Here is a 26516-nt window from a genome sequence, read left to right as displayed (position 1 = left end):
ATCAGCTAGGAGCTATCGATATGACACAAGAAAATAACATTGAAAACGTAGTAGCAGGTTTCCAAGATCCTGATGATCTTTCTTCAAATCCATCTGACAACCGTCCGTTTGCTTCAGTTCTTGATGCATATGTGAGTCGTCGAAAAGTTGTTGCTGGTACGCTTGCTGGTTCTACTGCAGCATTTTTGGCGCCAGCTGCACAAGCCGGTTGGGGCTGGCAAAAACCAAAGAAAAACCAAGAATTGGTCGGCTTTAGACCAGTAGAAATCGCGGATGTTATCGATACAACGATGCCTACGATTTCAAAAGACTATGAGTACCAAGTTTTGATTCCTTGGGGTACACCGATCGAACCAGATGCTACATCAGCCTATGAGGGTGACCCTAATTCACGTCCAAGTTCAAAAGAAGCAGCACTTCAGACAGGTCTTGGTCACGATGGTATGTGGTTCTTCCCAATGGATTTCAAACGAGCGAGCCGTTACGGAAAGCATTACCCTATGCGTAACGATGCGGGCATGCTGTGTATTAATCACGAGTACGGAACGAATACGCACGCATTAGGGAAAGATCTTCCAGAGAACTTGGAAGATGTGCGTTTGTCGCAGAATATACATGGCGTTTCTGTCTTGAAGATTAAGCGCAATTGGAAAGGCCAATGGCGCACAGTTAAAAGCAAAAATACGCGCCGTATTACCGTTAATACGCCAGTGCAATTCTCTGGGCCAGCGGCGGATTCTCCATTATTACAAAACCCAGCAGGTAATATTGCACTTGGCACTGTGAACAACTGTGGTGCCGGGTACACGCCATGGGGTACGTATCTGACTTGTGAAGAAAACTTCAATGGTTACTTTGGCTCTATCAGTGAAGTGACACTAACAGAAGAACGAGCGCGTTATGGTTTTAATCAATTTGGTTTTGGTTATGCATGGTACGCATTTGATAAGCGTTTTGATTTGAATGACGAAGACTACGTGAATGAGGCAAATCGCTTTGGTTGGATTGTTGAGATCGATCCATTCGATGGCACGCAAAAACCTGTTAAGCGCACTGCACTTGGTCGTTTCAAGCACGAAGCTATTGCGATTAAAGAGCTAGATGACGGTCGCGTTGCTTGTTACATGGGCGATGACCAACGCTTCGATTATTGCTACAAGTTTGAGTCATCGATGGCATGGGAACATGCAATTGCTGATGGCAAGAGCCCGCTAGATGAAGGTACTTTGTATGTTGCTCGTTTTAACGAGGATGGCTCTGGGGACTGGTTAGAATTGTCTGTGGATGTTCCAGCTCTAGCGGCTCGTTTTAATGATATGGCTGAGTTGTTAATCAACACGCGCATTGCGGCAGATATTGTTGGTGCAACGCCTATGGATCGTCCAGAGTGGACGACGATAGGCAAAAATGGAGAGGTCTTCTGGACGCTCACTAATAACTCTCGTCGAACTGAACCAAACGCGGCAAACCCTGAAGCGCCAAACTCTAATGGCCATATTATTCGTACGACGGACAATGGTTCCGGTAGTTTCTCTTGGGATATTTATATTCTTGCTTCAGAGACTGTGAATGAAGAGATTGCATTCTCATCTCCAGATGCAGCATATGCGGATGAAGATGGTCGTTTATTTATCGGCACAGATGGAGGTCAGCCACAAGGTTTGCAGGATCAGTTGACAATCTTTGATACAACTAAGGATCTCGATGATGGTGAAATTCCTCAGCCAAAACGTCTTTTGGTTGGAGTAAATAGTGATGAAATTACAGGCTTTACTCTAACGCCTGATCGTCGAACTGCTTTCGTAAACATACAGCACCCAGGAAATGGTGATCCAAGTTCTACGAACTTCCCTGCGCCAACAGGTAGTGGGTTAATACCACGTGACTGTACCTTAGTGATTACCCGCAAGGACGGCGGAATTATTGGTTCTTAATCAGGTATGAGTTACACGGATGTGCCCTCAAGGAAGAGGGCCTTTTGGCCGGATCTTTCAGTTTCGTCCTGATGGCCTTGTTAAGGGGCTTGTAATGACAAGACCCTTAACTATGTCCAGGCTACTCTCTCTTACTTCGCAATTTACTTTGATTCGTTCGCTCCGCCCGCTCAGTCTTTGGCAATAATCTTGAATAAAGCTTAATGCTCGTCATCCTGGATGGGGGATTGGCTGGCACTCTAACCCCCCACTTCGTTAGTATCAAAAACAAATCCAAAAGCTTCCTTTTAGCGAAGACTAATCAGCCCATCCTAGCTTACTTTGGGTTTAATAAGAACAAATCAAGCGAGGTTCATCATGCAATTTCAGGATCAGGTAGTTATCGTCACAGGCGCGTCAGCAGGTGTAGGTGAGGAGTGTGCACGTCAATTCGCCAAGCAGGGCGCTAAGGTCGTGCTTGCTGCTCGTTCCAAAGACACCATCGAGTCTTTGGCTAAAGAGCTCGGTAATGGAGCGATTGCTGTCCCAACCGATGTTGCCAAACGTGAAGACTGTGAGCGTTTAATTGAACAGAGCGTTGCCGAATTCGGACGCGTTGATGTTTTGGTGAACAATGCTGGTTTTCACGGCCGAGGAAATGTCGCCGAGGCAGATTTAGACGAAATGGATCAGACCATTGATATCAATCTTAAAGGATCTATTCGTCTCACGAAATTAGCTTTGCCATATTTACTCAAAGCACCTAGTGCGGCAGTGGTGAATGTTGCTTCGCTCGCAGGGCGCATTCCCTTAGAAGGAGAAGCGACTTACTCATGCAGTAAATTTGCACTTCGAGCATTTTCATTAGCGCTAGCAGAAGAATTGAATGAAACTGCTGTGACTGTTTCTTTGGTTTCGCCAGGGCCGATCGACACAGGATTTATTATGGGGCATATCGAAGAAGTGCCTGATCTGGTTTTTTCTCAACCTATGAGTACCGCAGCTGAAATTGCCGAGGCAGTATTGGCTTGTGCGCAAGACGGAAAGCGCGAACGTGCGATACCCGGTTCTTCAGCGATTCTCACGACCTTTGGATATTTATTTCCGGGAATTCGCAGAGCACTTAAGCCTGCGTTGATGAAAAAAGGCGCGAAAGCAAAACAGTTTTATCTAGAGCGAGAAGCGCGACAGGGGCAGCAAACAAAGAAATAGAACGTCGGAAAATAAAAAGCCCGCTGTCGAGGCCTATTCGACAGCGGGCGTAGAAACTTTTAAATCTTTAAGAAGATGAAAGGCTTTATAGAAAAGGGCCTGAATCTTTTCTGTAACGCCTTTTGATGGTTCCCATTTTAGGGGCGTAGGGGGCGTAGTCACATCGTCCGGAGGGCGTAATCCCCCCTAAAAGGGTTAAAAAATTGGTTTTTTTCCGGTTTTTATTTGATGAATTCTTATTTTCTTAAGCTTTTATTGATCTGAAATTTATCGTTTCTAATCGTTTTTATGTTCTTTCTTGCTCGCACAAGAAAGAACCAAAGAAATGCGTACCTGCTCTTCGGCCCTTAGGGTACATTCGTGAATGGTTAAAAATGGCGCTGCGGATGGCCCAGGCCACCTTCTCTTGCTTTGCAATTCACCTTGTCTAGTCCGCTTCGCAGTCGTCGAACAGTCCTCGCTTACTCCATTTTTAACTGGCGTCACTCATCCTACGAGAAGGCAGATGCCGCTTCGATAAATCTGGGAAACAAACAAAGTCTTGGTCTTGCAACAATCCCCCGTCACGAGAGACGAAAACTTGATCGTTACAATCGGAAATACGCGAGGACTGTTTGAGCCGAAGGCGAGTCCCGCAGCGCCGATTGAAACAAGAGTTTGAGTGAAGCCGAAGGCCTCGAGAGCTTGGGCGCGTTTAGATTCTTAAGACCTTTGGCGTCAAAGGTCTTAAGGCGCTGTCGGCCGCAGCCGACAAGAATAGTAGTAAGAAAATCGAGTAATAAATTAATTAATACAGAAACTGTTTGTCTTGAAAGGGTAAGTTGCCCTAGGTGCAGCTCAGGCTAAGCCCTTAACTCGACCCTTAGGTCGAAACCTGAAAAAAACCAAAGACTTCGGTCGCCGCCGACCAACTAATAACGTAAAACTAAAAAGTAAACTCAACTCTCGCTTTAGCATCCTCTCGGGTATCAACCTTCGATTTACAAATCAAAATCCTCGATGAGGCAAGTTTCTTTTCGTTGACTAAATATTGTTTGAGATTCTCTGCTCGCTGATTCGCAAGTGCTTTTGGGTTTTCGTCATCTTCGTCTGGCAGAGCAAACCCGCATATTCCAATATGGATGTCTTCTTTGTCGTTAAGTAAAGCATCCAGCTTGTCTGCAAAGGCTTTTTGCTCTTCGTCTAATTCAACTTCGCCTTCATCAAAATATAAAGGTTCTACGCGAGGTTTTAAGGCGTAACTTCCTGCGATGGTAGTGAGGGTTACGATATTTGCGTAAGGCACAAAGGTGTTAATTAAATAGCTTTGCGAAGCGGCAAGTGCGGCACGCTGTGCGACTAAATTAATAAAACCATTTAAACCAAAGTCGGGGTTGTTGACGTTGCCTTTGAGAGGGATGTCCAGCTCAATGCGTCCGTTACTATCTTCTAAAGAGCTAAGTGCCAGATTCAATGGAATGAATGTTTGCTCTGCAATGCTACCAGAGTGAACATCGCCTGCGTTATCGATTTCTAAACCGCGAATATGAAGGTCGACCGTGCCGTCAATTTCGTCATCTACAACAGAGACTTTTGTTTCTGAGTCGAGTTGCCCTGCAGACATATCAAAACCTGCAGCAGTCCTGATAAATGGCGAGATCTTAGGAAGTGAAAACTCTTTGAGATTCATTTCTAAGCTGAGATTGGTTTTGTCCTTAAACGGAGCAAGTTCACTTTTGATTTCTGCTGATGTGTATTGGCCAGCTGTGAACATAGCATGAAGCTGAGCAAAGCTTTCTGGCGTTGTGCTATCAAGTTTTGCCAGAGTGAGTTTATCGATATTTAAGCTCTGTTTAAATGATGGTGTTACCCCTTCATAGATAAAGTTCACCATCCCCTGATCTTTCAGGGCAAATTTGGATAAAGAAAAACCAAAGGCTTCTTGTTCTGCTGGCTGCTCAGCTGATTGCGCGTTTGGTTCTTGAATTTGTTCTTGTTCAGCTATTTCATTTTGCACATCTGCCTTTTCGGCATCTGCTTTTTCAACTTGCTCGTGGGCTTCTTGATGAACTGTTACAAGGTTAGAGACATTCTGCTCTGCATCGACAAATACATTGGCGTTTAGCCCCTCGAGCTCGATTGTCTCAATACTCAGGTTATTTGGGTTTAGGTAAAGTTGATCAACATGAATCGAATTAAGTGTAAGCAGAGGTGTGGGATCTATCTTTTGTTCGTTCTCGTCGGTTTGAATCACTTTAGAAGCGAGTAGTTTTCTTACGGTAATAGACGCAATTTGTCCTATGCTTAGCCCCGAGTCTTTTAGTTCATAGTCAATGCTTGGAATGCTTAGTGCGTTAATAGCAATAAGTATGTCCTTCTTATTGCTGGGGCCGAGTTCTAAGTCTTCGCCCTCTAGGCTAACGATGCCATTTGAGTTCAATACGCCTTCGGATGAGCGGCCCAATGACAGCTCAGATGTTGAGATGTTTAAAGAGCTTTCTCGAATAATGAAGGGATCAATATTCAAGGTGACATTCTCTAAAACGACATTTGTGTTCGTTAATTCAAGCGTCAAATTCTGCGCTTTATCAAGAGATAGTTGACCATTAATTTCATAGCTAATGGCTCCCTCGGCTCGTGAGGTAAAATCTTGGGCAAGATATGCAAAAGCTTTTGTTTGCAGCTCTGCGAGGGACGATGAAAATGATGCCTGGCCCGACAATCCTTCATCTGAAGAATGGAAATCAAAGTCGGTGTCTAGATTCAGCGCAGCGTCGTTCACTAAAGCGTCTAGATGAAAGGTCCCTCTAAGTGAGTCGCTAGCTAACGTCAGTTCAGATAGATTAAACTTGTTTAGTTGCGCGCTATGTTGTTTGTCGTTGTTGCTGAATTCAATGCTGAGAGCATCAATCTCTAACAGCGGTATATTCAAACTCCATGCTGTAGGGGTAGCGTCGTTATTAGTGTTTGTCTCTTGCTCGTTTTGGTTTGAGTTTTCTGGAATATCAAAAGCGGCAACTCGAATCGCATCACCATTTCGTTCAATGTTTAGTTGAATATTGTCGAAATCTAGGGTGTCGAACGACACGACATTTTGAGTGAGAGACCAAAAGTTAAGATCAATCACGGCTTCAGAGATCTCTATGCCTAAGTTTTTGTCTTTCGTGTTGATGAGTTGGAAATCTTCAATGCTGACTGCGCCTTTGAACGGATTGAGGCGTACATGACTCGCGTCACTTAATTGCAGTTTATAGTCTACAAGGACTTTGGGCGCATAGTACTGAATAAGGTAAGGACTGAGCAGCCAAACAAGCAACAAACTTGCAATGATCAGAACTATCACAAGAGCAAGAAGTCGATTTAATAATGTGTACACAAGCGCATCCTCATTCGAACGAAACTCAGAGAACAAAATACCTTACCACAAGTTCCTTGTCCTTCCATCGATGTTTGGCTTGATGGCCGAATTTTCTTCGGCTTCATGACCGAGGTGATTTACTTTTGACCGACTACATTTTTGCACTGTAAGTCTTATTGTCTAGACTAGAAAGAGTACTTTAGACAACGCTCATATTCAGGTAATAGTCGTGCAATTGAGCATTGTAAGTGCGACGCTTATTCTAATATTGAGGTTTTGTGAATTATGAATTATTTATCATTGATTGGCGGATGTATCATTGCATCTGTTTTTGTTTCGGCTTGTAGCTCAAGCTCAAACTCAAGCTCTTCTTCTGGGGTTGACTTTGTTGAGAACTCAGCTCCAACACCTAATGACCTTGCCGATGTAACGAAGTCTGTCGATAGCGCTCTGCCATCGTATGGTAGCAATCAAACGGTGGCTCGAGGTTTTGAAAAGTTGCGTCATGGTATCGAAGGCATATTATTTCCCTCTCAATCGTTCGCGATTGCGGCGCCGGTGAATGCAACAGAAAACATCAGTGCCTTGTGGGCAAGTATAAACAATACTGACAAAATTCAGCCACCTGGTGGAGTAGTTCAAACCGATGAAGCCTATCCTAATATCACGGGTATCTTCAGAGCAGGTGAAGATGTTGAAAATGTGAATCTTCAAGATTTCATTGGATATCATCTTGAGTCGGGTTATGCGCGCAGCAATGACGATGGCATTTTTAAACCGACACTCTTTGGTCAGTTGGACGGGATGTTTAATGTGCTGGGTGTTTTAGCGGGAGGAATTCCAGGAGCAATGGCAGCGGGCACATATGATTTTTGTGTGAGAGAAGACGATACAATGACGCTAGACAATGTCGCGTGCCCCGACCCTATCGACGATACGGTTTTTTCAGTGTCTGTGGAAGTGGTTGATATCAGTACCGAGCAGTCTCTGTTTGATCGAGCGGTGCAAGTGTCAGCGGGGGGCGATCCGTTTGTTTGGTATTGGATTCGCAATAGCGTTACGGCACTAAATGTTTTGCAGTTAGAGCCTGTTAATCAAGACAGAAATGCTGTTGGCATTAATACGCTGCTTCAAAATAAAGAAACGGGTGAGATGCGCTTTGAATATCTGAATGTTTCAGATGATTCTGAAAATGATGCGCAATCTAAGTTGATGCGTTTGTTGATTGAGGGGGGCGATGATGCAGATGTGTATTTTGCAGCTTTTGAAGGTAACTCCGGTGGTCCGGGCACTTACCATAACGCTTTTATCGTTGCGGCGGAATCGGCGGTTCTAGCTGATGCCGCGGCGTTTGCTGAGGTGTCGATGAACATTGAAGATCAGCGTGACAGCACTTCTGCTTCAATCACTGGTACCATTTGTGTAGATCTCGCAGACGGTAGTGTGACTAGCTCATCGAGTTGTGCTGTCGCTACGCCGGATCTGACGGTAAACAGTGGTGCCGGTTTTATTGAGTTCGTTCAAGAAGCGATTGATGTCACGGACTTGAATGACATTCAAACAGCCTATAACGTAAACGCATGGACAGATGCAGCAGATGCCCTCGCGGGGCCATCTGGCTTATTTACGAATGCAGGCGATTTTGATAGTTCAATCCTTTCTCCATAAAACAGATTGGGGTCAGAGCACCCATACTCTTACCCCATTTTTATCGTTTTTATTTGTTCTTATTTTCTCTTCTCAGTTGCGTGCACAAGAAGTATTCGAACCGCACTTCGCGTTTTCGAATTACTACGGCTCTGGTATTTATCAAACCGCTGACAACGATGTCACTATTTTGAACTTGATGCCGCGGTTTGAGGATGACAGGACGATCTTACCGTCACTAGGTGATTTTCGATGGCGAGTTCCTGTTTCATTGGGCTTATCTAACTTCGATTATGAGCGAGTTGGTAATACTGATCTCGAGCAAGACGCTTCCACTATGTCGATTGGGCTAGGGATTGAAAAAGACTATTGGGACTCGGAAGCACTCAAGTTTGTGCCGTTTGCCGATGTTGGGTATGCCCGGGATTTACGCTCGCACAATGGCGCCACGACTTACGCAATAGGCTCGTCTATTTTTCGGTATACGGATATTTGGGGAGAGCAACAAATACTGTTTGCGAAGGTGCAGCATGCTGGCTTCTCATCCAGAGATGCGGCTTCTGAAAACTTTAGTTCGTTCCAGATTGGCGCTGATCTCAAGTTTCCTGAGCGACTTATGCTTGGGCCTTTGAGTAGTTTCTTCTCATTCTATGTGACGAGTTATTATTTTGCAGTCGGCTTTGATCTTCAGGAAAACGAAGCTCTTGTTCTTCAAGATGAATATGTACACGAGCTTGGTTTTACTTGGGGCTTAGATAAAGCCATTGAAACCTCAGTTGGTGATATCGAGCGCATTGGCTTTGGCTATCGTTTTGCTGATGCAGAGGATGGTGTTTTTCACTTAGCGTTTAATTTTCCATTAGATTAGGGAACAGAGTCGGCGGCGGCCGACAGCGCCTTAAGAGCTTTGATTGTTCCGCTTTCAGGTTTCGACCTAAAGGTCTAGTTAAGGGACTTGTGCTGACAAGTCCCTTAACAATCCCAATCAGCCCCGCTGACATGCCCTTCGGTCTTATTCGTTGCTCAAAAATAAACAGCGTCTGCGTGACTCGCCTTCGGCTCAAACAGTCCTCGACGAATTCCTGTTTATTTTATCCGCGACTCATCATGTCAGAAGGGGTGTTGGTGCAAGACACAAACCTTGTTTGTTTTCCAGATTTATCGAAGCGGCATCTGCCTTCTCGTAGGATGAGTGACGCCAGTTACAAATGGATAAAGCGAGGACTGTTTGAGAGAGTAGCGCGAACGAGACAAGGTGAATGGCGAAGCAAGAGTGGGTGGCCTGGGCCAGGCCGCAGCGCCATTTTTAACCAGTCACGAATGTACCCTAAGGGCCGAAGAGCAGGTACGCATTTCTTTGGTTCTTTCTTGTGCGAGCAAGAAAGAACATAAACGGATTAGAAGTAATGAATTTAAGATTAACGAGAGTTTGAAAATAAACAGCTCAACTTAAAAGCTACTTCAAGCGACCTTTAGGTTAAAACAAAAACCTCATCTTGAAGCATTCTCCAGCTGTTCTAAACTGCTACTTAGCCGAACTAAATAGAATCCAAACCAAACTAGCTAGCCGACTATTATGAAATCAAAGCACCTTTTTAGTTACTTCTTCATAAGCCTCTTCGTCATCGGTTGTGCCACGATCGCGCAACATCAACTTGATCAACAATGGGGTGAACCCGAGGTACAAAATCGTGAAGTCGCAGAATATCAGCAAGGTGTCCCAGAATATCATCGCGACATTCAGCCCATCTTTGATAAGCGTTGTGTTAGCTGTCATGCCTGTTATGACGGACCATGCCAGTTGAAGTTATCGTCATATGACGGGCTTGATCGTGGAGCGAGTAAAGAGTTGGTATATGACGGGGCTCGTATCGTAGCGGCTGAGCCTTCCCGTCTTGGTGTCGATGCAAAAACAACTGAAGAGTGGCGTGCGCGGGATTATTTCCCTGTGTTGAATGAGCGTGCGCAAAACCCTGTCGCTAACGTGCAGGGCAGCTTGCTTTTAAAAATGTTGGAGCAAAAGCGTCAGCACCCACTTCCGCAAACGGCGCAAATTGACCCCGATGTATTCGATGTCTCAACAGATCGTGCGCAAGAGTGTTCAACAATTGAAGAATATGAACGCTATGCAGATGCCCATCCGCAGTGGGGAATGCCCTTTGGACTTCCAGCCATTAGCGATGAAGACTTTAATACCATTCAACGTTGGGTAGAAGCGGGCTCGCCGGTCTTACCGCAGTCGCCACTAGGTCAGCCTTACTTAGACCAAGTCTCGAAATGGGAGGCCTTCTTTAATGGCCAGAGCAATAAAGAAAAGTTGTTCTCTCGTTATGCTTACGAACACCTATTTTTGGCGAATATTTGGTTTGAAGATTTAGGTAATGGCCAATATTTCAATTTGGTTCGTTCGCGCACGCCTAGCGGTCAGGCGATTGATGAAATCGCCTCACGTCGACCATTTGATGATCCAAATACAAAGAGTTTCTACTACCGATTAAAGCCTGTACGTAGCACTATCGTTGATAAAACGCACATGCCTTATAAGTTCAATGATGCGCGGATGAAAGTGTGGCGTGAGTGGTTTTTGAATGCCGACTATGAAGTGACTAAGTTGCCTGGCTATGATGCTAAGAGAGCATCGAATCCATTCATTACCTTTAAAGAACTCCCGGCTGCAGCGCGTTATAAATTTATGCTGCAAGAAGCCGAATTCACCATCATGGGTTACATCAAGGGGCCTGTATGTCGTGGGCAAGTGGCCTTAAATGTGATCGAAGATCACTTCTGGGTGTTCTTTGTCGACCCTGAAGTTCCTACCATGTTGTATGACCCAGCACGCGCTGAAAATTACGCAGGCAACCTTCGCTTACCTGCTGAAGATCAAAGCACAGCCTCACCATTTAAAATATGGACGAAATACGCTGCGCTCCAAGAGAAGCATCTGAATGACAAAATTGACTACATCAACAGTTTTTCTGATGGTGTTGCTGAGTTGTCACTCGATATGCTCTGGAGTGGCAAAAGTCTGACAAGCGATATCGATGGGAGTGAAGCGCATAACTCAAATGCAGCACTCACTATATTTCGGCACTTCGATAATGCGACGGTCGTAAATGGTTTGCATGGTGATAAGCCGAAAACAGCTTGGGTAATTTCGTATAGTTTGTTAGAGCGCATTCACTACTTGCTGGTGGCTGGTTTTGACGTCTATGGCAACCTAGGACACCAGTTAAATACGCGTTTGTATATGGACTTTTTACGCATGGAAGGCGAAAGCAATTTCTTGATGCTATTACCTGATGATGTCGCGGAGAAAGAATTCTTAAGTTGGTATCAAAGTGCGGAAGAAAAGGTAGAAGACTATCTAAACGTTCTGCATAAAATGAAGTTACCGCACAATGCTATTGAATATGGTTCGAATGATCCGAAGAACGAGTTGCTCGACAGAATCTATGATTATACGCGTGCTGAGAATCGTCGAGTATCGGCATTACCAAAAGCCTATTTGGACCAGTTCCCAGAAATGAATGATCCTCTGCAGCGATTAGAGAAAGTTAGCGGTATAGCCGCTTCATTGTTGCCAGAGTTAGCAATGGTGCGCGTTAAAGCTCCAGACGGACAAATGCAGTTATTCTCAATCGCGAGTAATCGTTTTCATGAAAATGTGTCTTCATTATTTATGGAAGACGACTTTCTTGTTCCTGAGCGAGACACTTTAACGCTTTATCCTGGTGTACTTGGTAGCTATCCAAAGGTGTTTTTTGATGTGCATACGGTCTTGTTTGATCATTTCGTCGAACGCATTAGTCAAATGAAATCTGAAGAAGATTATGTGTCTTTGCTTGATGACTTTGCCGTGCGCAGAACGGATCCAACATTTTGGGACTTCTCAGATTGGCTGCATGTTTGGTATATGTTTAACCAGTCGGAAAAATCTGGCATTGTTGATTTAAATCGATATGAAAATCGATAAACGCACAATAAATCAATAAGCTGCTTGACCGTGAGCGAACAGCTTACGTTATACTTATCAAGTATCGTAACGCGTGATCACTTCAAGGGATGAAGGATGTCGAATCACAATAAAATGAAAGCTGTTGGCTTAATGAAAAACTTATCTTTCAGCGACGATAATGTACTCAAGGATTTTGAGCTCGCGATTCCGAAACCATGGGCGCATGACCTTTTAGTGAAGGTTGCTGCGGTGAGCGTCAATCCTGTCGATGCAAAGGTAAGATCTCTAAAGGATAAAGTCGAAAAAGAGTCGAAGGTGCTTGGTTACGATGCTGTTGGTATTGTAACGGCTGTGGGCGATGCAACACGTTATTATAAGCCTGGTGATCGCGTGTTTTACGCAGGAGACATTACTCGGCAGGGTTCGAATAGTGAATATCAGCTTGTTGATGAGCGTATTGTTGGGCCTGCTCCAAGCAAGTTATCCAATTCAGAAGCTGCTGCTATGCCGCTTATTTCGCTTACCGCATGGGAAGCTTTATTTGAGCGCTTGGGAATCAGCCTTGCAAAAGATAATAGCGAAAAAACATTATTGATTATCGGCGGCTCTGGTTCAGTGGGCGCAATTGCTACACAAATGGCCGCGCGTTTAGCAGGTTTGAAAGTAGTGGTAACAGCGAGTAAGCGTGGCGCAATTGAGTGGTGTGTGAGCCAAGGTGCGGCGCACGTTGTGAATCATCATGATGATATTCAGCAGCAAATCTCGACACTTGGCTACAAGGGCGCTGATTACATATTGTGTTGCAGTCATACTGATCAACACTTCGATGCAATGTGTGACATCATTAAGCCGCAAGGCAAAATTTGCTGCATTGTAGATAATGTGAAACCGTTGCCTCTTAATAAGTTGAAACCTAAATCGGCGAGTTTGGTTTGGGAGTTTATGTTCACTCGAGCGATGTTCAAAACACCTGATATGATCGAGCAGCGACATATTTTGTCAGAAGTATCGCGCCTTTTAGATGAAGGGATCTTGAAGAGTGTGTTGGCAGACGCCTATCGTCCGATTAACGCGAAGAACCTGCTTGCGGCACATCAAGTCATAGAGAATGGCGAGTTGATGGGTAAGTTAGTGTTGGAAGATTGGTTGTAATTATGGTGAGTTGCATAAAAAAACAGCATCATTAACGTAACCGTAACGATGAAAGCTCTAGCTGATAAACAATCGTGTAGTACACTGCATGCTGACTAAGATCCACAACAATATACAAGACAAGAAACATCGCTTCATGGAAAGAATTGCTCGATTTATCTCTTCTTTGTTAGCGCCTGCAATATTTGTAAGTGTTATTACTCCAGCTTCCGCCATTGATGTGGACCCTCTTCTTATTGATCAATTTATGCGTATGGACCCTACGCAGCAACAAGCGCTAGCGGCACAGTATGGCGTAGATTTAAGTCAATTTGGCGGCGGTGCGAGTGGTCGTGGTTTTCAAGAAGACCAAACTAAGCAGCAAGTTTCGGTACTTACTCGAAGCGGGCAGTCTCAAGATCCAAGTAAACAAACATTGCCGCGAGACGATATTTCTGGGGAAGAGTCGAGCGCGCGATATCAAGTGGGCAAGCTTGTCCCTTTCGGCTATGAATTGTTTGCAGGAGCTCCAAGCACCTTTGAGCCAGTGAATGATATTCCTGTTTCAAATGATTACGTGCTTGGCCCGGGTGATACTTTGAAGGTAGAGCTTTATGGCAAAGAAAGTAAGAGTTATCAGCTCGGGATCGACGCGCAAGGAAAGGTCCATTTCCCAGAGCTAGGCCCAATGAACGTGGCAGGCCTTAGTTTTGAAGAAGTGAAGAACAAGCTGCGCGACGAAGTCTCTAAGCGCATGATCGGTATGAAAGCTTCAATCTCGATGGGGGAGCTTAAGTCGATTAGGGTATTTGTGCTTGGTGAGGCGTATGTGCCAGGCAGCTATGTGGTGAGTTCACTATCGACCATTACTAATGCGCTTGTTTTGAGTGGAGGCATTAGTGAAAGTGGCTCGCTACGTAATATTCAACTCAAACGAAAAGGCGAGTTAGTACAAACGCTAGACTTGTATGAGCTGCTTTTGAAGGGTGATACCTCTAATGATGCGGCATTGCGTTCTGGGGATGTGGTGTTTATTCCTCCCGTTGGCAATACTGCAGGCGTAGATGGTGAAGTGCGCCGACCCGCAATTTATGAATTCAAAGAAGGTGAGACATTAAGTGATTTGCTTGGCTTTGCTGGCGGCTTAAAACCTTCTGCTTATCCTAAGAAGAGTACTCTAGAACGTATCAATGATGTCGATCAGCGAACTGTATTGAATGTATCGGCCAAAGCAGAAGATTTAAACGCGAATCCAGCGCAAGCGGGCGACATATTGCGTATTCCTTCAGTGCTTGAAAAAGTGGAAGATACGATTGCCCTGCGCGGCCATGTATATCGCCCTGGTGTACAAAGCTTCAAAGACGGAATGCGTCTAACTGACGTGATTAGTTCAGTCGATCAGCTGAAACCTGGCTCTGATTTGCGTTATGGCTTGGTTAAGAGGTATTTGCCGCCACAGCAAACTTTGAAGGTCTTGTCGTTCCGTATTGATCGCGCACTTGCTGATCCCAGCTCTGAGTACAATGTTGAGCTGCAAAGCAAAGATGAGATTCTTGTATTCGGTTTGTATCCTCGTGATCAGAAATTGTCGCCTGAATATGAAGAGATGGCTGCTCAGGCACAAGAGTTAGCGAGTTCAACGGCCGCATTCTCAGACGTGCGTATGACGGGTTTGCCGCTCGATTATCAAGCGTCATCTACCGATAACGCTCAATCTCCTTTATTAGACCGAGATCGTGCGCATTCACGTACTCGCTTTACCGTTACTGAATTCGAAAAAGAAGCGGCTTACTGGGGGCGTAAGTGGGTCATCGATGAGATTCTTGAAGAACTTCGTGCACAGAGTGAAATCGGTAACCCGTCTCAAGAAGTACGTATTACTGGTTCGGTGCGTTACCCAGGGGATTTTCCGCTTGTAGACGGAATGAACGTTGAAGATCTTATTTACGCAGCTGGTGGTTTAACTGAGAAAGCTTATAAGCTCAGCGCTGAGATTAATCGTACTGATTTCGATGAGCAGCAAAAACGTATTCAAGCCCGTTATGAAATTGATCTGAACATGGCGGCAGGGCGCGAGTTTGAATTTAAATCACGCGATGTGCTTCAGATTCGTGGGATTCCAGAATGGGTTGAAAATCATTACGTAGAGCTGAAAGGCGAAGTGCGCTTCCCTGGGGTATACCCCATTCACAAAGATGACGAGCTCCGCGATGTGCTGAAACGTGCAGGTGGTGTGACTAACTATGCATATGTGCCAGGTGCAGTGTTTACGCGTATCGAGTTAAAAGAACAGCAAGAGAAACGTCTGCAAGAAATGCAGCGCCGTTTGGCAGAAGACATTGCAAAAGCACAGCTTGTTGAAAAAGACGCATCGCGTCGTAGTGGTGATATCGGTAAGGCGCAGGAACTACTTACACAATTACAGCAAACGCCAGCGCTTGGACGTTTAGTGGTTGATCTTCGTAAAGTGTTAGCCGAAGACCCAGACTATAGTATTCCATTGCAAAACGGCGATGCGTTGACCATTCCATCACGCAAAAATAGCGTAACGATTATTGGTGAAGTACAACTGCCTATTTCGCAAGTGTTTGAGCCAAAGCTTGATTACACCGATTACATTGAGCGTAGCGGTGGTACAACAGATAAAGCAGACGAAGATCGTATTTACATTATTAAAGCAAATGGTGGTGTACAACTACCTGATAGCGGTCATTGGTTTGCAAGTAACGATGCGCAAATGGAACCGGGCGACACCGTTGTCGTGCCACTAGATGCAGACAAGTTAGACCAGTTAGTACTATGGCGTGACTTGAGCCAGATTTTCTACCAAATAGCACTCGGCGCCGCCGCCGTGGGTAGTTTATAAAACTTTTATATTTCTGCTGTCATCTTGAGCTTGACTCGGGATCTGAGTAAATTTTATGAGTCGATTTGTTATATCGAAACTCTGATAAAACTGAATTTTAACGAAGGGTCAAACCCCTTCGAGAGAGTCGAAAGGCCGCCAATTAAAATCGGATTAAGCGAGGGCTGTTTGAGCCGAAGGCGAGTTCCGCAGTGCCGATTTTAATTAAGCCTAGAGAGTAGCCGAAGGCCCCCGAGAGCAGGGGCTGTTTGGGATTGTTAAGGGGCTTGTCACTACAAGTCCCTTAACCCGTCGGCCGCGTGGAAGCGGCAAGATAAAAAACGGGTAATAATGTACCTAAGGCGAAGCCTTAAAAGTACAGTCGGCTCAATCGACAAAATAAAAGCACACTTAGCTCCGGTAAGTAACCATAAACACCGAAGCAAACTAGAAACGGAAGCAAAGAAAAAGTGTCAGAGAAACAGCCGCCAACGTTGGGTAACCCTGATTATCAAGCGCCCCAAGCGCAACCACCTTACGACGATGAAATAGACCTCATTGAACTCTGGCGCGCCCTTATGCGCGGCAAATGGATCATCATCGCCTTCACAACTTTATTCTCCGTTGCCTCCGTCTTCTATGCCCTCTCACTTCCAAATATGTACAAAAGTACCGCCGTGCTCGCACCGGCAGAATCATCCGGTGGAGGCTTGGGCAAACTTGCAGGCCAATTTGGTGGCTTAGCCTCTTTAGCAGGCATTAACCTTGGTGGTGGCGGTTCAAATAAAACAGCAGAGGCACTAGAGATCCTCCAAAGTTGGGCTTTTATCGAAGAATTTATTCAAGAACAAAATATCGCCCCTGAGGTGTTCGCAGTCAAAGGTTGGAACCTGGATACCAATACGCTTATATATAACATCGAGGTCTACAACCCGCAAACCCAAACCTGGATGCGCGAGCCTCCTAAAGCTAACCAGGCGGAACCAAGCTCTTGGGAATTGTACGGACGTTTCAAAGAATACCTAAACATTGGCGAAGATAAAGTTTCAGGCTTTATCTCTCTAGACATCGAATACTATTCGCCAGAAGTCGCAAAATTATGGGTGGATGCGCTAGTTCAAAAAATCAATACGCAACTTCAAGCGCGCGATGCTGTCGCGGCTGAAAAAAATGTCTCCTTCCTAAAACAACAAATCGAATCAACCCCGCTCGCTAGCATGCAAAGCGTGTTTTATGACCTCATCGAAGAGCAAACCAAAACACTCATGCTCGCCAAAGGCTCAACAGAATACGTATTTAAAACCGTAAGTGAGTCGCGTGTGGCAGAACAAAAGTCGAAGCCAAAGCGCGCGTTAATTTGTATTTTCGGCGCAATGCTTGGTGGTTTGATTGGTTGCATTATTGCGCTAGTCCGTGGCTTAAAGTCTGACGGTCGATCTGAAGCTAGGCTAGGAAGTAATTAGCAGTAATGGCAAATCAATTAAACCCAAAAAAAGTATTGGTCACAGGCGGTGCTGGATTTATTGGTTCAGCCTTGGTTCGATATCTCATTAATGATCTTGGCTTAAGCGTTCTAAATATCGATAAGCTAACCTATGCGGGTAACCTAGAGTCGCTAAAAAGCGTTGAGCAGAACGGGGGGTACACTTTCTTACAGGCAGATATTTGCAACCAAGCAGCAATGCAAAATGCGTTTGCTGAGTTTAAACCCGATGTGGTTATGCACTTGGCTGCAGAAAGCCATGTAGATCGTTCAATTGATGGTGCAGCAGAATTTATTCAAACCAATGTGGTTGGCACGTTTACGTTGTTAGAGGTTGCTCGTAAATACTGGGATAGCCTAGATCAAGCGGCAAAAGAATGCTTTCGCTTCCACCATATCTCAACAGATGAAGTGTATGGTGATCTAGAGGGTACATCCGACCTATTCACCGAGGATACAAGCTATGAACCAAGCTCACCATACTCTGCATCTAAAGCAGGGTCGGACCATTTAGTTAGAGCCTGGTATCGTACCTATGGCCTACCTGTTGTAATCACCAACTGCTCAAACAATTACGGCCCCTATCAGTTCCCTGAAAAGCTGATCCCGTTAATGATCTTAAACGCCCTAGACGGCAAGTCGCTGCCTGTTTATGGTGAAGGCAAACAAATTCGCGACTGGTTATACGTAGATGACCATGTTGAGGCACTTTGGCAAGTCGTCACAAAAGGCGCGCTGGGCGAAACCTACAACATCGGTGGCCATAACGAAAAACAAAACATAGAAGTCGTGCATGCCATCTGCGATTTGCTTGAAGAACTAGTGCCTATTGGCAATCCTGTCATACCAGCTCCAAAATCAGTCATTCCGGCCAACGAGCCGGAATCTGCCCGTCATCCTGAACTTGACAAGGTGAATTGCGAAGCGAGAGAGGGTGGCCTGGGCCATTCAGGACCTATGTCAAACTTAGAGAGTAATAAAAAGTCATATCGTGACCTAATAACTCACGTCCAAGACCGCCCCGGTCACGACCTCCGTTACGCAATCGACGCAAGTAAAATCGAATGCGAACTTGGCTGGAAGCCCAAACAAACTTTCGAGATAGGGCTACGCCAAACCGTGGAATGGTATTTATCTAACAATGAGTGGGTGAAACACGTACAGGACCGTTCTTACCAACGCGAGCGCCTTGGTGTGACTTTAGGTAGTGAAACATCTCAATTTGAAAAACAAGGAACGCAAGCATGAAGGGTATTGTATTGGCCGGCGGCACAGGAACGCGCCTTCACCCAATCACCTTGGGTGTTTCTAAACAGCTCTTACCGATCTACGACAAGCCGATGATCTATTACCCCTTATCGGTACTTATGCTCGCCGGAATTCGTGAGATTCTAATTATCTCCACACCTGAAGATTTGCCCCAGTACGAACGTTTACTCGGTGACGGCTCGCAGTTTGGCATTTCGCTTGAATACGCAGTACAAGAAAACCCAGAAGGTCTTGCACAGGCCTTTCTCATTGGGGACGAATTTATCGGACAAGACTCTGTATGCTTGGTCTTGGGCGATAACGTGTTTTATGGTCCAAACTTTACACCAAAACTAATCGACGCTGTGAAAAGAGCCGAGCAACAAAACGTCGCAACCGTGTTTGGTTATCAAGTTAAAGACCCAGAGCGTTTTGGTGTAGTTGAGTTTGATGCAAATAAAAACGCAATCAGCATTGAAGAGAAACCTACAAAGCCAAAATCAAAACACGCCGTCACCGGTTTGTATTTTTACGATAGCAATGTTGTGAACATTGCCAGAGCGGTTGAGCCAAGTTCGCGTGGCGAGCTTGAAATTACCTGTGTAAACAATGCCTATCTTGAACAGAGTCAACTCTTTGTCGAAACGCTTGGTCGTGGCTTTGCCTGGCTTGATACTGGTACGCATGAAAGTATGCTCGAAGCATCACAATTTGTTGAAACAGTTGAAAAACGTCAGGGCTTTAAAATTGCCTGTCTGGAAGAAATCGCTCTGCAAAACGGCTGGCTAACTACACAAGCCATCGTCAATAAAGTAGAGCAGATGGGTAAAGGGCAGTACAGCGCTTACCTCAAAGAGCTATTAGCGGAAGCATGAGGTTTAAAGCAAAAGAATGATCCCTGTTGCAAAACCTTATTTACCTAGCCGTGAAAAAGTCGATAGTTATATCGACTCTATTTATCATACACACTGGTTGACCAATAATGGCCCGCTTGTTCAAAAGCTCACTCAGCGTTTGGCAGATCATTTAGGGCTTGATGCAAATTGTCTGGTGCTAGTAGCAAACGGCTCCCTCGCATTACATCTAGCCTACAAAGCATTAGAGCTAAAAGGTGATGTTTTAACAACGCCGTTTAGCTTTATCGCAACAGCAAGCACCCTCAAATGGGAAGGTTTAAATCCGGTGTTTGTAGATATCGATAAAGATACCTGGAACATCGATCCAAACCCTATGGAGCAAAGTATTACCCCAGATACATCAGCTATTGTACCCGTGCATGTATTCGGTAACCCTTGTGATGTAGAGGCCATCCAGTTGATTGCTGATAAGCACAATCTCAAAACCGTGTACGATGCCTCTCATTGCTTTGGCGCAACGCTCAATGGCGAATCGGTTTTAAAACAAGGTGATGCAAGCACCATAAGTTTTCATGCGACTAAGCTTTTTCATACTGTTGAGGGTGGTGCGGTTATCACCAAAACAAAAGAGCTGGCTGACAAAATCCGTACAAAAATTAACTTCGGTATTGATGGGCCCGATTCGATCGGCATGCTTGGTACCAACGCCAAAATGAGTGAGTTTCATGCCGCAGTTGGTTTGGCAGTGTTGGATGATATTGAGCGGATTCAAACTCAGCGGCAGGATATTTGGGAGCAGTATGCAGAAGCGCTAGCGCCTAAATATCAACTTCAAAAACGCCATCCAGCAGCGAACAATAATTACGCGTACTTTCCGATATTGTTAAAAGATGAACAAGTAGTAATCGATGTGGTTGCTAAATTAGCAGAAAGCGGCGTTCAAGCCCGGAGGTATTTTTATCCATCGCTGAACAGTTTGGTTATGTTTGAGGATGGTTGTGAAGCTAGTGTTTCTAGCGATATTGCTTCGCGGATTGTATGTTTGCCGATCTGGCCAGAGCTTCAATCAGCTGAGGTTAAAGAAGTTTATAAGTTAGTTGTTGGAGTAGTTGGTTCATGAAAGTGGCCATAATGCAGCCGTATTTTTACCCTTATATTGGTTACTTTCAATTGATGAATGCTGCTGACGTTTTTGTTGTTTATGATGATATTCAATACGTTAAACAAAGCTGGATTAATCGAAATAGGATACTTGTCAATGGCGAACCATCTTATATCTCTATCCCCTTAAAGAAAGACTCAGATTATTTGCATATAAGAGATCGCAGTTTGGCAGCGGCTTGGGAGAAAGACTGTTTAAAATTGATGCAGAAGCTAAAGGGTGCGTATTCAAAAGCGCCATACTTTCATGAGGTTTTTGATTATCTGAAGCAAGCAATTACTGCTAGTGAAACTAATTTGTTTAAGTTCCTATTCGCTAATCTAATGGCTGTTAAAAGTCTTTTGAATATAGGTACGAAGATTTTGGTTAGCTCTGAACTAGGCGATTTTACGACTTTAAAATCTCAAGAAAAAGTCATTGCCGTTTGTAAGCAGCTAAGCGCATCTAGCTATATTAATCCGATAGGTGGGTTAGATCTATATGACAAAAATTCCTTTGCGTCCGAGGGGATTGAGCTGGAGTTTATTCGGGCTATACCGAGAGAGTACCAGCAGTTTGGTAAACCATTTCAGCCATTTTTGTCGGTTATTGATGTGCTTATGTTTAACTCTCCTGATGAGGTGTTAGACATGATGGTGCGTGATTACCATGAGGCTTGAGTTTTTTGTTTCCTGAGACTATACGATGTTTCTGGTCTAGCTACATGATCGATTCAACAGAGGCTGGAAAATTCTCACATTTAGATATCTCCGAAACACTGAAAGGCAAAATTGTTGAGCTGGATTTGTGGGTGAATAAATGGGATCAGGTCGAAGTATATGGTGGCTCAAACTGTACCTTGGGCACAATGATTTTATGGTTTGAGTCAATGGCTGAAATGGCTGAAATGATGGACAATATGGAAAGGTACCTTGCAGTTGAACCCGCATAAGTCCATTGGCGGCTACTTCGAACTTGAACTTCCCCCTGTAGCGAATAAGTATCTTTATAGCGAAGCTATAAAGTATATTTCGGCACGTTCTGCGCTTTATGCTTTTTTATTGGAAAAAAAGCCTACAGCCGTATGGATGCCGCGTTATATCTGTGACTCGATGCTAACGCCTCTCAAAGAAGCGAATGTAAGAATAAAGTTCTATTCGATTAACTTGGAGTTCCTTCCTGCGTCGCAAATCAACATTAAAAACGGGGAGCTGCTTTTATACGTCAATTACTTTGGTGTGTGTGGCAAGCAAGAAACAGATGTTTTGGAAAGGTATGGTCGGGAAAATGTTGTATGCGACCACTCGCAAGCGTTTTTTTCTCCGCCGGGTGATGGCGCAGCGTGCACAATTTATTCTCCTAGAAAGTTTTTTGGTGTGCCTGATGGGGGGCTTCTTTTTACAGCCCTAGATATGACTCAAACGGCTAACAGAGACGTTACTAGCATGAATCGGGTTGCACACCTGACTGGACGTCTCCTTGCAGGTCCGGAACCTTATTATGAGCAGTACTTAAAAAGTGAAGAGTCCCTGAATAACCTATCTTTAGATCAAATATCGGTATTTACCGAAAATTTGCTTTCTACGATTGATTATCAGGATGTGCGGCTTCGAAGGTATGACAATTTCGGCTGCTACCAATCTAAGCTAGAGCAGAAAAATGAGCTTCACCTAGATGAAGCTGCCGTACCGATGGTATTTCCTTTGTTAATGAGTGACGGTAAAAAGATACGGGAATGTTTGGCTTCTAAACGCATTTATACCGCAGGTTACTGGCCAGATGTATTGCATAGAGAAGGCTTAACTCTAGAAGAAAAAAGATTAGCTATCGACTTGTTAGCCTTACCGCTAGATCAAAGGTACAAAGCTGGCGATATCGATCAGATATTAGGTTTGGTAGACACAAAATGAGTGATAGAAGAGTAAAAGAATTTGAGCGTAACCTGTCTCTTGAGACTCTATTAGCAGAGGTGAACGATAACCTTTGGTTGGCGGAACGCGAAATACTAGCTCCTGAACCGGCTAAGCATCCTTTTGTATTTATATTTGGCGCACACCGATCAGGATCGACACTGTTAATGCAATGGTTGGCAAATACAGGTTTATTTTCTTACCCAACAAATTTATTGTCGAGGTTTTATAAAGCGCCAGTCTTGGGCTCTAAGTTGCAGTTATTGTTGGCTGATGAACGTTTTAACTTTAGGGACGAGTTAAAGGATTTTTCCAGTAAAGCGACGTTTACATCCTCGAATGGAAAAACAAAAGGTGCGCTTGAGCCAAACGAATTCTGGTATTTTTGGCGCAGGTTTTTGCCATTTTCTGACAGCGTAGATTTTTTGAGTACCGAAAGACTCAATGAGGTTGTCGATAAAGATCTGTTGGTTAGGCAGCTATCAGGACTTGCGAATGTATTGGGGAAGCCATTTGCTGCAAAGGCGATGATATTAAACTATAACATTGACTTCCTTTATCAGCTTTTTCCTAATTCCGTATTTATTCATTTGAAACGAGATCCTGTCGCAAACGTGGTTTCGGGATTGAAGGCTCGTGAACGGCAGTTGGGAAGCGTCGATGCTTGGTATTCGTTTAAGATCCCAGAATACGATGAGTTGAAGGACTTGTCTGCAGAAAAACAGGTGGCGGGGCAGGTTTACTATATCAATAAGGCTGTTGAGGCAGGATTCAGATCAATACCAGCCGATAACAGGTTAGATCTTCAGTATGAAGAATTTTGCCAATGCCCCGCGGATTTTTGGATAGAGCTTTCAGAAAAGTTAGCGAACCTAGGATGTAAGCTGTCTCCTCCAGAGAGGATGAAGCAACGTTTTGAGGTCACCAATGCTATGAAACCAAGCCAGGCAATATTGGATGCATGGGCATTCTTTAACGTTGAGTGTTAAATTTTTACGATGACGTTCTTTGTATAGCGATTTTTTGAACTAGATGATCTTTCATAAAAAATAATTCGATCGTTAACTATTTCAGCCGGATAATTTCATCGTTGTAGCATCGTGATCAAATTACCTCAAATGCTAGAAGATTGTTAGAAATCCAGGGCCCAGAACACTTTATCACTCTAAAGTGTTTAAAAAGAGAGTATCAATATGATTAAAAGCTTGGCTCGTACATGGCTTATCTGCTGGATAAGATTTAGATTGAAATTGTTGATCTATTTTTTAGTGAGACGGAATAGATCAAGATTGGTGGAAGGCCGAACAAAATATTTTTGTATTGGAAGAAATAAGACAGGTACTACTTCAATAAGCAAGGCTTTTAGTGATCTGGGGTTTACCCTAGGCGATCAGCTTATTGCAGAGTACCTGACAGATAAAGATTTCTTTTCGGGTAGGTTTGATCGAATTATCGACTACTGTGAAACGGCAGAAGTTTTTCAGGATGTGCCGTTTAGCCTATTTGATACTATTAAAGAGGTAGATCGAGCTTTCCCAGGTAGCAAGTTTATATTGACGGTTCGAGATGATTCTAAGCAGTGGTACGACTCTTTAGTTAGGTTTCATTCAAAATTGTTTGGGAGAGATGGTCGTGTTCCTACATGTAAAGATATCAAAAGGGAAAAGTACAAAGGTACAGGACTAAAGAGAAATGTAGTTAGAGTTCATGGCACAGATTACTCGGATCCTTACAACGAAAACGTAATGAGATCACATTATGAAAAACACTATTTGGACGTTGTCGAGTATTTTAAAGAGCGGCCGAAAGATCTTTTGATTATTAATCTTTCGCAGAAAGGGGAGTACCAGAGATTCCTTGATTTTATTGGCATGACTTCTCTTTGCGAAGACTTTCCTTGGGAAAATCGAACGTGACGATTCGTGTATAAAGTAGAGATGGAAGTCTTCAGATGACAGGTCAGAATGAGAACTTAAGGTTATGACTGGGTTTTCAAAATAGCGTAGCCAACGAGAGAGCACATGAAGCAAGAGTTGGTGAATATATTCGCTATCACAACCTAGAACGGCTCCATACAGTCAATGGAAATCAATCACCCATTAGCTATGAAAACTCTTTAAAGAACGTGTCCGGCTGGAGTTGACCAGAACACATATCTTTGCCAATGCAAAGCTCTAGGAGCCAGGATCATCGGAGAATATTTTGAAGTTTTTACATTTACCTGAAAATTAATCGTTTTCTATTTTTGTCAAACAAGTCCTTTTGAGGACATTATGGTACGTATGACCTTTTCTCAAACTTTTCATCATTCCTGAGAGAATAAAGCTTAATGCAGTCTCTGAAATTAAAAGTATTCGATAATGTTCTGTGGAACTTTTTGGAGCAGGTCATTGCTAAAGGCATAGGTATTGCTGCAACTTTAATTCTTGCCTGGTTTTTGTCTCCAAATGACTATGCCTTGATAGCGATGTTAACGGTATTCATTTCTTTGGCTTCAGCCGCAGTTGATGGCGGATTTGGGCAAGCGCTTATAAGGAAAACTAACTTAAAGTCTGTAGATCTCTCAACAGTATTTTGGACAAATCTCATATTGTCATTAGTCATATATGGTTTGGCTTACGCAGTTGCACCGTTTATTGCAGAATTTTATAAAGAAGAAAGTTTGGTTTCTTTAATCAGGGTTTCGAGTCTCTCCGTTTTTTTTCAGTCTTTAGTAGTTGTGCCGCAAGCCATATTGAGCCGCTCTTTTCAGTTTAAACTGCAATTAAGAGTTGTACTTCCTGCGGCAATCTTGTCTTCATTGATCGCGATCTTATTGGCTTTTATGGATTATGGTGTTTGGGCTTTGATTGCACAAATAGTCTTCAATGCAGTATTTATAGCAATTTTCTTTTGGCGTTTGAGTTTGTGGCGACCTTCCTTTGTATTCTGTTTTGGCTCACTTGCAGAATTATGGAAGTTCTCCAAGTTCATTGTAATTGACTCCTTTGCGTCAATTCCTTTTCAAAACATGTATTTGATCGTATTACCAAAATATTTCGCCGCTGGGCCGATAGGGTGGTACTTTCTTGCTCATAAGCTAAAGCAAGTGTTACTCAATCTCGCTGTTGTATCAGTGCAAACTGTAACTTATCCTGCACTAGCGCAGGTTAGGCAAGACACCACAGAGTTTAGATCAATGATTACGCAAGTAATGCTGCTCACAGCATTTTTATTGTCTCCGGTTTTGTTTTTCTTGAGCGCACTATCACCGTTGTTATTTGAATCCTTTCTTCCAGAAAAATGGCATGGCTCAGCCGTTTATTTCCAGCTAATGTGTTTAGCCGGTTTATTTAACCCAATAGCTTCGATAAATCTCAATGTACTAAGGGTGAAAGGTTACTCAAACATTGTCTTCTATATAGGTGTTGTTAAAAAGGCCTTGGCAATAGCGGTTTTTATTTGCACTCTCCCGTATGGTATTACTGAAGTGATCGTTGGCCAAATTGCCGTTTCGATAATAGGTTACGTGCCAAACGCATACTATTCTACGAAACTACTTAATTATTCTATTCCCACACAGCTCTCTGATTTTTTGCCGAGCTTTGTCCTGTCTGGCGTAATCGCTTCTATGATCTTTTGGTTGCAATATGTTTTGGATTGGCGACCTATATATGAGCTTGCGAGCCTTGGCTTGATCGCTGCAATGCTATATCTGGCTGTTGCCTCGTTACTAAACCTCAAGGGGTATCAATTGGCCTTAAACTTGTTGAAGAGAAGATTTAATAAGTGGCGCTTTATACCTTAAACCGAAGACCTTACTTGTTAGTTTGCAAGTATTCAAGAGTTAGTGAATTT

The 26516-nt window shown here is 43.9% G+C and carries 19 protein-coding genes; 18 read left to right on the top strand and 1 reads right to left on the bottom strand.

All coding sequences use genetic code 11. The annotated features are described in order from the left end of the window. Positions 1–20 precede the first annotated feature (20 nt). Together A3762_RS20290 and A3762_RS20285 are read left to right on the top strand one after the other, a co-directional pair. Positions 21–1934: a PhoX family phosphatase gene (locus A3762_RS20290; protein WP_068757357.1), complete on the top strand. Its 1914-nt coding sequence runs from the start codon at positions 21–23 to the stop codon at positions 1932–1934. 357 nt (positions 1935–2291) lie between these two features. Beyond that, positions 2292–3125, top strand: a complete 834-nt coding sequence (locus tag A3762_RS20285) for an SDR family oxidoreductase (RefSeq protein WP_068757356.1) — start codon at positions 2292–2294, stop codon at positions 3123–3125. A gap of 925 nt (positions 3126–4050) precedes the next feature. On the opposite strand, the gene A3762_RS20280 is transcribed toward A3762_RS20285, so the two are convergent. Next, positions 4051–6480, bottom strand: coding sequence for a DUF748 domain-containing protein (locus A3762_RS20280; RefSeq protein WP_156493626.1), 2430 nt, complete (start codon positions 6478–6480; stop codon positions 4051–4053). Between the two features lie 267 nt (positions 6481–6747). On the opposite strand from A3762_RS20280, the gene A3762_RS20275 reads away from it, so the two are divergent. The 16 genes from A3762_RS20275 (at position 6748) to A3762_RS20205 (ending at position 26466) form a co-directional block, all read left to right on the top strand. After that, the gene (locus A3762_RS20275) at positions 6748–8130 is read left to right on the top strand and encodes a hypothetical protein (protein ID WP_068757352.1); all 1383 of its coding nucleotides are present in this window, start codon (positions 6748–6750) and stop codon (positions 8128–8130) included. Beyond that, entirely contained in the window at positions 8105–8977 is an 873-nt protein-coding gene (locus A3762_RS20270) for a hypothetical protein (protein WP_156493625.1), read from the top strand. Before A3762_RS20275 ends, A3762_RS20270 begins: the two co-directional genes overlap by 26 nt. A 708-nt stretch (positions 8978–9685) precedes the next feature. Then, the gene (locus A3762_RS20265) at positions 9686–12082 is read left to right on the top strand and encodes a fatty acid cis/trans isomerase (RefSeq protein ID WP_068757349.1); all 2397 of its coding nucleotides are present in this window, start codon (positions 9686–9688) and stop codon (positions 12080–12082) included. 96 nt (positions 12083–12178) lie between these two features. Then, on the top strand, positions 12179–13216 hold the full coding sequence (locus A3762_RS20260; RefSeq protein WP_197469441.1) for a zinc-binding alcohol dehydrogenase family protein: 1038 nt from the start codon (positions 12179–12181) through the stop codon (positions 13214–13216). An 88-nt stretch (positions 13217–13304) separates the two neighbouring features. Beyond that, a complete protein-coding gene (locus tag A3762_RS20255; protein WP_082869268.1) occupies positions 13305–16061 on the top strand; it encodes an SLBB domain-containing protein in 2757 nt (918 codons plus the stop codon). Positions 16062–16510: 449 nt separating this feature from the next. Beyond that, the gene (locus tag A3762_RS20250; RefSeq protein ID WP_068757346.1) at positions 16511–17503 is read left to right on the top strand and encodes a Wzz/FepE/Etk N-terminal domain-containing protein; all 993 of its coding nucleotides are present in this window, start codon (positions 16511–16513) and stop codon (positions 17501–17503) included. Between the two features lie 5 nt (positions 17504–17508). Further along, on the top strand, positions 17509–18771 hold the full coding sequence (rfbB, locus tag A3762_RS20245; protein WP_082869267.1) for a dTDP-glucose 4,6-dehydratase: 1263 nt from the start codon (positions 17509–17511) through the stop codon (positions 18769–18771). Continuing rightward, on the top strand, positions 18768–19646 hold the full coding sequence (gene rfbA, locus A3762_RS20240) for a glucose-1-phosphate thymidylyltransferase RfbA (protein ID WP_068756115.1): 879 nt from the start codon (positions 18768–18770) through the stop codon (positions 19644–19646). Before rfbB ends, rfbA begins: the two co-directional genes overlap by 4 nt. A gap of 16 nt (positions 19647–19662) precedes the next feature. Further along, positions 19663–20748 (top strand): DegT/DnrJ/EryC1/StrS aminotransferase family protein, encoded by a 1086-nt coding sequence (locus A3762_RS20235; protein WP_068756112.1) that lies wholly within the window; start codon positions 19663–19665, stop codon positions 20746–20748. After that, positions 20745–21449, top strand: coding sequence for a WbqC family protein (locus tag A3762_RS20230; protein ID WP_068757344.1), 705 nt, complete (start codon positions 20745–20747; stop codon positions 21447–21449). The genes A3762_RS20235 and A3762_RS20230 overlap by 4 nt, the downstream gene beginning before the upstream one ends. A gap of 44 nt (positions 21450–21493) precedes the next feature. Continuing rightward, positions 21494–21721, top strand: a complete 228-nt coding sequence (locus tag A3762_RS20225; protein ID WP_068757342.1) for a hypothetical protein — start codon at positions 21494–21496, stop codon at positions 21719–21721. Next, the gene (locus A3762_RS20220; RefSeq protein WP_156493624.1) at positions 21702–22679 is read left to right on the top strand and encodes a hypothetical protein; all 978 of its coding nucleotides are present in this window, start codon (positions 21702–21704) and stop codon (positions 22677–22679) included. Before A3762_RS20225 ends, A3762_RS20220 begins: the two co-directional genes overlap by 20 nt. After that, positions 22676–23668, top strand: coding sequence for a sulfotransferase (locus A3762_RS20215; protein ID WP_068757338.1), 993 nt, complete (start codon positions 22676–22678; stop codon positions 23666–23668). Before A3762_RS20220 ends, A3762_RS20215 begins: the two co-directional genes overlap by 4 nt. 204 nt (positions 23669–23872) lie before the next feature. Then, positions 23873–24595, top strand: a complete 723-nt coding sequence (locus A3762_RS20210) for a sulfotransferase (RefSeq protein ID WP_197469440.1) — start codon at positions 23873–23875, stop codon at positions 24593–24595. Positions 24596–24663: 68 nt separating this feature from the next. Further along, positions 24664–24822, top strand: a complete 159-nt coding sequence (locus A3762_RS28945; RefSeq protein ID WP_156493628.1) for an IS3 family transposase — start codon at positions 24664–24666, stop codon at positions 24820–24822. Between the two features lie 186 nt (positions 24823–25008). Beyond that, positions 25009–26466, top strand: a complete 1458-nt coding sequence (locus A3762_RS20205) for a lipopolysaccharide biosynthesis protein (RefSeq protein WP_068757337.1) — start codon at positions 25009–25011, stop codon at positions 26464–26466. The last annotated feature ends 50 nt before the right edge of the window (positions 26467–26516 follow it).

This window comes from Oleiphilus sp. HI0125, assembly GCF_001635355.1.
The sequence above is the reverse complement of the archived record's forward strand: the minus strand, read 5'-3'. Positions and strand labels throughout refer to the sequence as shown.

Bases quoted from the DNA above. Each gene is read 5' to 3' on its own strand.
- A3762_RS20275 (WP_068757352.1), top strand. From the start codon at position 6,748: ATGAATTATTTATCATTGATTGGCGGATGTATCATTGCATCTGTTTTT.
- A3762_RS20205 (WP_068757337.1), top strand. From the start codon at position 25,009: ATGCAGTCTCTGAAATTAAAAGTATTCGATAATGTTCTGTGGAACTTT.
- A3762_RS20260 (WP_197469441.1), top strand. From the start codon at position 12,179: ATGTCGAATCACAATAAAATGAAAGCTGTTGGCTTAATGAAAAACTTA.
- rfbB (WP_082869267.1), top strand. From the start codon at position 17,509: ATGGCAAATCAATTAAACCCAAAAAAAGTATTGGTCACAGGCGGTGCT.
- A3762_RS20265 (WP_068757349.1), top strand. From the start codon at position 9,686: ATGAAATCAAAGCACCTTTTTAGTTACTTCTTCATAAGCCTCTTCGTC.
- A3762_RS20255 (WP_082869268.1), top strand. From the start codon at position 13,305: ATGCTGACTAAGATCCACAACAATATACAAGACAAGAAACATCGCTTC.
- rfbA (WP_068756115.1), top strand. From the start codon at position 18,768: ATGAAGGGTATTGTATTGGCCGGCGGCACAGGAACGCGCCTTCACCCA.
- A3762_RS20215 (WP_068757338.1), top strand. From the start codon at position 22,676: ATGAGTGATAGAAGAGTAAAAGAATTTGAGCGTAACCTGTCTCTTGAG.
- A3762_RS20235 (WP_068756112.1), top strand. From the start codon at position 19,663: ATGATCCCTGTTGCAAAACCTTATTTACCTAGCCGTGAAAAAGTCGAT.
- A3762_RS20230 (WP_068757344.1), top strand. From the start codon at position 20,745: ATGAAAGTGGCCATAATGCAGCCGTATTTTTACCCTTATATTGGTTAC.
- A3762_RS20285 (WP_068757356.1), top strand. From the start codon at position 2,292: ATGCAATTTCAGGATCAGGTAGTTATCGTCACAGGCGCGTCAGCAGGT.
- A3762_RS20290 (WP_068757357.1), top strand. From the start codon at position 21: ATGACACAAGAAAATAACATTGAAAACGTAGTAGCAGGTTTCCAAGAT.
- A3762_RS20210 (WP_197469440.1), top strand. From the start codon at position 23,873: ATGATTAAAAGCTTGGCTCGTACATGGCTTATCTGCTGGATAAGATTT.
- A3762_RS20225 (WP_068757342.1), top strand. From the start codon at position 21,494: ATGATCGATTCAACAGAGGCTGGAAAATTCTCACATTTAGATATCTCC.